Source organism: Synechococcus sp. H60.1 (assembly GCF_047462335.1).
Taxonomy (GTDB): Bacteria; Cyanobacteriota; Cyanobacteriia; order Thermostichales; family Thermostichaceae; genus Thermostichus.
This window is the reverse complement of record NZ_JANSJA010000118.1, coordinates 1-6,994: the sequence shown is the minus strand read 5'-3', so window position 1 is coordinate 6,994 and position 6,994 is coordinate 1. Positions and strand designations below refer to the sequence as shown.

Here is a 6,994-nt window from a genome sequence, read left to right as displayed (position 1 = left end):
TTGCCGACATCTCTGCCACAATCGAGCGCAGCTCGTCCTCCGAGATGCGATAGACCTCGTTACAGAACTGGCAAACCGCCTCTGCTCCCTTATCAGTACGGATCATGTCGATGAGCTCGTCCCGCCCCAACATACGCAACGCCCCCTTCACCCGGTCGGAGTTGCACTGGCAATAGAAGCGGATGGTGCGCACCTCCGGCGTGATCTTCAGATCCAGGTCGCCCAGACAAATTTGCAACAGCTCCAGCAAACCGCCGCCGTAGGCCAGCATTGGACTGAATTCCTCTACTTTGGCCAAACGGGCCTCCATCTCCGGGATCAGACTGGCTGGTGCTCCCGGCATGAGCTGCATCAACACTCCACCGGCGGCGCGCACCCGCTGGGAATCGAGGTTGACCCCCAAAAGAACTGCCGAGGGGATCTGCTCCGACGAGGAGAGGTAGTAGCTGATATCGTCTCCCACCTCCCCTGAAACCAGTTCCACAGCACTGGTGTAAGGCTGGCCGTAGCCCAAGTCCCGCAGCACATGCAAATAGCCGTAACGCCCAACGGCCTGACCCACATCTAACTTGCTCTCAGGGGTGAGAGGAAGTTCAACAGCAGGGTTGCTCACATAGCCGCGTACCGTGCCGTCCATGCCGGCATCTACGTAGATGCTGCCCAAGGGGCCATTTCCCTTCAGTTGCAGGTTGATCCGCGCCTGGCGTCGCTTCAGGTTAGCTGCCAGCAACAGGGCTGCACTCATGGCCCGCCCCAGCGCCACTGTCGCCACGTAGGAGAGCTTGTGCCGCTCCCGCGCTTCCTGGACTGCCTGGGTGGACACTAAGCCCACCACGCGGATCTTGCCTTCTGCCGCCGTAGCTCGGATCAGGTGATCCGGAAGGGAGAGGGGAGAACCCTCAGAGATGGCTTTCAAGCCTTTCCATTGCTCTGACCCAGAGGTATCCGTCATCACAACCTCAACTCACGTCTCGAAAGCAAGCCTGCAGGGATCCCCTGGCGACTTACTTCTTTCCCCGTGGGCTCGCTGCAACTTCGCTATAAGTCGGAGCCAGCCTGCACCATACCATCATAGGCGGCTTATCCCCCTGCCCACTAGCCGGCAGCTTGCTCCGCTAGTTTTTCGGCTCAAACCAATCACCTTGCCCATGCTGCCGCCCCGCCCTCCAGTTGGCAAAGTGGTGCTTCATCCTCAGTAAGGTAGGGAGAGTTTGCAATTCTTCTGCAATTTCTCCCTCTCTTGCCAGAGTGTGCCATCCTGAGGATCTAGACTGATCCAACGCGACCCCCAGCCTGTTGGCCTTACTCCCTGGGTGACTGTTCCATGTTGGATAACCTCACTGCCTATGTCTCGGAACATGCGGCCAAGCGTCGCTGGCGGGAACGTGCCTACAGCCGCTTTTTGCAGGATTGGCGACGACAAGTGGTACTGCTGCGCCGCCAACGGGCCGGTGAATTCGGCCAGCCGCTAGGGGATCCCTCCTGTGTTTTCAGCGCCCAGTCGGCTTGGTTGCGCTGTGCCGTCAACCCGCAAGGGCCCTGCCAGGGCTGCCCCCACTATTCTCCGCTTGTTCCTCCGCTGCCGGCTCGTCACCCTAATGTTCCCGGTTAGTTTGCCGCATCCAAATCTGTTCAGATGGACTTCTGCATCCTACCGTATCCCCAGGTTGCGCTGGGTTTACACTCCCACTTATGCCAAAGGAAGACCGGCGGCAAGATAAGGGATCCTATCTCCGGTCAACCTTTGCCACTCCCCCTGCCGACCGGCTGGCTAAACGCCAAGGCAACGGCATGGCTGTTTTCCCGGAGCGCTAGGGACTCTGCGCAGTTCCCCAGTTCATCAGCCCAGGGCTCTGCCCGCACCTAAGTAGGAGGCTAGCAAGCCTCTTTTCGTGTCAAAATGAAAGAGAAAGAACGGTAACTCCATCGGCAAAAGCGAGATTCATGGTCCTTTACCTCTCGGCAGAGCATCTTCGCGCCATCCGCCAGCATGGCGAGCAAGCCTTTCCCTACGAGGGCTGCGGTATTTTGATCGGCGAGCTCAAGGGATCGGACAAGATCGTCCATGAACTCTGGGCAGTGGCCAACACCTGGGATCAAGCCGAAAACCCCTTGGCAGACGGGGAATCCAGCCGCCGCCGCTTCTTGATCGACCCGGCGGATTTCAAGCGGGCCAACGACCATGCCATGCGCAAAGGCCTGGGGATCCTGGGCACCTACCATTCCCACCCCAACCACGCGGCTGTTCCTTCGGAGTTCGACCGGCAGCACGCTTTTCCTTGGGGCTTTTCCTGCGTGATTGTTAGCGTGCGCGAGGGCAAGGCAGAGGAGGTGGCAAGCTGGATTTTGGATGAGCAGGAGCAGCCCCAACGGGAGCCGATGCAGATTTGGGAAGACAAATCTCTGCCCTCGCTTGTGGCTCGGGCTGGCTAGAGCCTGGGCGGAGCTGACTGCTGTTTTCCCGCCAACCTTCCCTCCAAAAGTGAGGCTTATGGCTGAGAAGCTTTGGGATCCCTGTTGGGCAATGACTGTGGTGAGGGTTGTCGGAAAAAGCGGTACTCTGAACTTGATGAGGTGACACTTGGAATAGTTCAGCTCAGAACCTCAAGGTGTAGATCAACCAGATCGCTAGAACCCTTCCCCGAACTCCCATGGCAACCAAAGTCCTGATTCCCTCCCCCTTGCGTCCCTACACCGACAACCTGGAAGCTGTCGAGATCGAGGGCAACAGCGTTGGCGAAGTAATGCGCAATCTGATCGCCCGCTATGGCGAGCTAAAGCGCCACCTCTACACCGAAGACGGCAAGTTGCGCAATTTCGTCAACATTTACCTCAACGACGAGGATGTGCGCACTTTGGCCCAAGGCGACGACACTCCTGTGGGAGAGAAAGCCACCATCAGCATCGTTCCTGCCATTGCCGGAGGGTTTTGACTATGTTGCACCTAGACACCAGCCAAGTCAGCCTCTCCCGCGAGGAGATGGAGCGGTTTTCTCGCCATTTGATCCTGCCGGAGGTGGGCCTGGAGGGGCAGAAGCGGCTGAAAGCAGGCAAGGTGCTCTGCATCGGCACAGGCGGCCTCGGCTCGCCCCTGTTGTTGTACTTGGCGGCAGCCGGCGTGGGGCGGATCGGCATCGTCGATTTCGATGTGGTGGACGTGTCGAACCTGCAGCGGCAGGTGATCCACGGCACTTCCTGGGTGGGCAAGCCCAAGGTGGAATCGGCCAAAAATCGCATCCTGGAGATCAACCCCTATTGCCAGGTGGACGTTTACAACACCGCTCTGAAGGCCCACAACGCCCTGGAGCTGTTTGCCAACTACGACGTGATCGTGGACGGTACCGATAATTTCCCCACCCGCTACCTGGTCAACGATGCCTGTGTGCTGACGGGCAAGCCCAATGTCTACGGCTCGATCTTCCGCTTTGAAGGGCAGGCGACGGTCTTCAACTACGAGGATGGGCCCAACTACCGCGATCTCTACCCCGAGCCACCCCCACCGGGGCTGGTTCCCTCCTGTGCCGAGGGGGGAGTGCTGGGGATCCTGCCCGGCATCATCGGCCTCATTCAAGCTACGGAGACTGTGAAGATCCTGTTGGGCATCGGCACGACCCTGAGCGGGCGGCTGCTGCTCTACGATGCTCTAAAAATGAGCTTCCGCGAGCTAAAGCTGCGCAAAAACCCCGCCACCCCGCCCATCACTCAACTTATCGACTATGAGCAGTTCTGCGGGATCCCGCAAGCGCAAGCTAGCCAAGCGGAGATCCCGGAGATCAGTGTGGCCGAGCTGAAGGCGCGGATGGATGCCGGCAAAGATTTTGTGTTGATCGACGTGCGCAACCCCAACGAGTGGGAGATCGGTCGGATCCCTGGCGCCCACCTGATCCCGTTGCCGCAAATCGAAAATGGTGATGGGGTGGAGCAGGTGCGCAAGCTGCTCAACGGCTCGGAGCTGATCGTCCACTGCAAGAGTGGAGTGCGCTCGGCCAAGGCCTTGAAGATCCTACAAACTGCCGGGATCGAGGGGAAAAATCTACGCGGTGGCATCCTCGCCTGGGCTGAGGCTTACGATCCCTCGATTCCCAAGTACTGAGACAACTTCCGGATCCCTGGTCCAGGATATGATGGCTCCGCTGCCCAGAGCCGGCTGTGCCCAATATCTCCCTTTTGCGTCCCTTTTTCCATGAGTGCCACTTTGCCGGCAGAGACAGAAACCATCTTTCACTCCATCCCCGAAGCCCTGGAAGACCTCAAGTGTGGCCGCATGGTCATCGTGGTCGATGACGAAAATCGGGAAAACGAAGGGGATCTGATCTGTGCTGCCCAGTTTGCCACGCCAGAGGTGATCAACTTCATGGCCACCCATGGGCGGGGCCTCATCTGTCTAGCCATGCAGGGATCCCGTCTGGACGAGCTGAAGATCCCGCTGATGGTGGGGCAAAACACCGACAGCAACCAGACTGCCTTTACCGTCAGCATCGATGCTGGGCCAGAGTTAGGGGTTTCGACGGGCATTTCCGCTGCCGATCGCGCTCGGACCATCCAGGCGGCCATCCACCCCCATACGCGACCGGAAGATTTGCGTCGCCCTGGGCATGTCTTTCCGCTGCGGGCGCGGGAGGGTGGGGTACTCAAACGGGCCGGCCACACGGAAGCGGCGGTGGATCTGGCGCTGCTGGCGGGGCTGTACCCGGCAGGGGTGATCTGCGAGATCCAAAACCCGGATGGCTCGATGGCCCGCCTGCCCCAGTTGATCGACTATGCCCGCCAGCACAATCTGAAGATCATCACCATCGCCCATCTGATCGAGTACCGCCTGCGCACCGAACGGCTGGTGCATCGGGGGGCTACTGCCACCTTGCCGACGGAGTTTGGCCGGTTTCAGGTCTACGGCTACCGCGACACCCTCAACCAGGTGGAGCACCTGGCGCTGGTGAAGGGGGATCCGACCCAATTTGCCGCCGAGCCCGTCCTGGTGCGCGTGCATGTGGAATGCCCCCTGGGGGATGCGCTGGGATCCCTGCGCTGCGACTGCCGCCGCCAATTGACCGCCGCCCTGAAGATGATCGACCACCAGGGCAAGGGGGTGCTGGTGTACCTGCGCCGGCAAGAGCAGGAGCTTAGCCTCATCCGGCAAATTCAGTCCTATGCCCTGCAGGATCTGGGGCTAGCTGAAACCGCGCCGCCGGCAGCGATGGATCTGCGGGATTACGGCATTGGCGCCCAGATCCTACGCGATGTGGGGGTGCGCCAAATGCGCTTGATCAGCAACACCTCTCGCCACATCAGCGGCTTGAAAGGATTTGGCCTGGAAGTGGCCGAGCGGGTGCCCTTGCTGGTGGAAGAGCCGGATCTCAATTTGCACGTGCAGCCATCCTGTTCTCTAGAAAACGCGACCCATTCCGGCTTAAGCCTGTAGAGCGTTGTAGGGCCGGGCGGTGTGGTGGAACAGGGGCCGCGGTGCAGCCGGTTCGTCCTCGACCCCATAAGCCTTGCATCCCCAGTGCCAGAACGACCAGGAAGGACGTTTGGGCAAAGATGGAGCCAGGCGCGCTGGCAAGACAGAGTCCCTGGCCGTGGGGCTCAAGAGGGGCTTTGGCAAGACGGGAATGTCGGATCCCACCTGCGACCACACCTCGTAGCTCTGGGATCGCACCACCACAATGCTGATCAGGGAGCCGCGATCCATGTCGTAGCGGCAACTGTCGATGGCGTCCTGCAGCCGAGAAAAGCTGCGGTTAAAGACGTAAAAATGGCCCTGGAAGCGGATGGCTTCCCAGAAACCTTCCCGTGTCACCGCCACATGGTCGCGATCGGCGGAGGTGTAGTCGAGGATCACCATACGTGTAAAGACTGACTAGCGATGGATCAGATTAGAGTGGCTTTTACCGTATTTCCACTTAAGCACACCATTGCACAGCCCGTCATCCGCGAAATGGCCTGCTTGCAACAAGACTGACTTAAGGCGTTTTCTCGCCCTTGCTGCTCATGGGATCCCGCCCAATTCCCGTCGCAGCTCGGCCATGGCTGCTTCTCCGATGTGGGGGGCGGTGCAGACCAGGTGGGGCGTGCGGATCAGGTCGGGGCGGGCTTGGCGCACTAGGGCGCGCAGGGTGGGGTAGCTGGCCTCGTCGCAGATGAGGGTGTGGGCGCGGCGGATTAGGGATCCCACCCGCTCGGCATCGGAAATCACCGCCGTCAGCACCAGCAGGTCTCCCCGCAGGCTGTGGACAATCACCTCGGCAACTTCCAGGAGGGCGGTGCTGATGCTCACCAGCCCTAGACAGGCGTGGGGAGGCAATTGGCGGATCAGGGCAATTTCGCGGGCGTAGTCAGATACCTCCACCGGGAGAACACGGGCCCCCCGCGGCTGGGCAATGGCCTCGACGGCGCTGAGAAAATAGTGGAGCGTCACCACAGTGCCGGAATGGATTTGATCCAGCACGGCGGCCAGATCCTCTAGGGGCACCAACTGCACCCGGATGCCCAAAGTCTGTTGGATTTGTTGGGCCATCAGTTGTCCTGTGCCCAGATCCCGATTGGGCACGCACACCAGCACTTGGGCACTGCAGCGCAACCGCCAGTCGATCTCTGCCAGCAGCAGATCCCGCACCTGCTCCAGAGAAAAGCCCTGTTGCTGAAGCTGATCGATGCCCTGGCGCACCTGCTGCAGGGCTTGTTGGGATCGATCCAGGTTTTCGCCCAGACTACAAGAAGAGCGGTTAACCGCCTGGCGGGCGGAGCCGCTGACGTAAATGCCAGATCCAGCGCGCGTTTCCACCAGACCCATGGCCTCCAGTTGGTGGTAAACCTTGTGGATGGTGTTGCGGTGCAGGCCCGTCTGCATGGCCAATTGACGGGTGCTGGGCAGGCGATAGCCGGGAGGAAATTGCCCGCAGGCAATGCCAAAACAGAGCAAGTTGAAGAGCTGGACAGAGCCAGGGATCCTGCTCTCCGGCTGAATAGAAATGCGCATCATGACGCACTTTTCTCC

The 6,994-nt window shown here is 60.0% G+C and carries 8 protein-coding genes and 1 pseudogene; 6 read left to right on the top strand and 3 right to left on the bottom strand.

From position 1 onward, the window contains the following. The coding region (gene hslO, locus NW852_RS06515) for an Hsp33 family molecular chaperone HslO (protein ID WP_414426572.1) at positions 1–952 on the bottom strand (952 nt) is incomplete at its 3' end. A 372-nt stretch (positions 953–1,324) separates the two neighbouring features. On the opposite strand from hslO, the gene NW852_RS06510 reads away from it, so the two are divergent. From NW852_RS06510 to ribB, 6 genes and pseudogenes are all read left to right on the top strand, one after another. Continuing rightward, positions 1,325–1,612: a DUF6464 family protein gene (locus tag NW852_RS06510; RefSeq protein WP_414365101.1), complete on the top strand. Its 288-nt coding sequence runs from the start codon at positions 1,325–1,327 to the stop codon at positions 1,610–1,612. A gap of 80 nt (positions 1,613–1,692) precedes the next feature. Then, positions 1,693–1,815, top strand: a complete 123-nt coding sequence (locus tag NW852_RS06505) for a hypothetical protein (RefSeq protein WP_414370853.1) — start codon at positions 1,693–1,695, stop codon at positions 1,813–1,815. A 129-nt stretch (positions 1,816–1,944) separates the two neighbouring features. Then, the gene (locus NW852_RS06500; protein WP_414365099.1) at positions 1,945–2,433 is read left to right on the top strand and encodes a M67 family metallopeptidase; all 489 of its coding nucleotides are present in this window, start codon (positions 1,945–1,947) and stop codon (positions 2,431–2,433) included. 218 nt (positions 2,434–2,651) lie between these two features. Next, the gene (locus tag NW852_RS06495) at positions 2,652–2,933 is read left to right on the top strand and encodes a MoaD/ThiS family protein (RefSeq protein ID WP_414365098.1); all 282 of its coding nucleotides are present in this window, start codon (positions 2,652–2,654) and stop codon (positions 2,931–2,933) included. Between the two features lie 2 nt (positions 2,934–2,935). After that, positions 2,936–4,093 carry a molybdopterin-synthase adenylyltransferase MoeB gene (gene moeB / locus NW852_RS06490; protein ID WP_414365096.1) on the top strand — a complete coding sequence of 386 codons (1,158 nt, stop codon included), beginning with the start codon at positions 2,936–2,938 and terminating at the stop codon, positions 4,091–4,093. Positions 4,094–4,216: 123 nt separating this feature from the next. Beyond that, a pseudogene (ribB, locus tag NW852_RS06485) lies at positions 4,217–5,365 on the top strand (3,4-dihydroxy-2-butanone-4-phosphate synthase); the annotation flags it as partial. Between the two features lie 42 nt (positions 5,366–5,407). Here the strand turns inward: ribB and NW852_RS06480 are convergent. Together NW852_RS06480 and NW852_RS06475 are read right to left on the bottom strand one after the other, a co-directional pair. Next, a complete protein-coding gene (locus NW852_RS06480) occupies positions 5,408–5,842 on the bottom strand; it encodes a hypothetical protein (RefSeq protein ID WP_414365095.1) in 435 nt (144 codons plus the stop codon). A 144-nt stretch (positions 5,843–5,986) separates the two neighbouring features. Further along, positions 5,987–6,994: GntR family transcriptional regulator (locus NW852_RS06475; RefSeq protein WP_414365094.1), on the bottom strand; the 1,008-nt coding region annotated here is incomplete at its 5' end.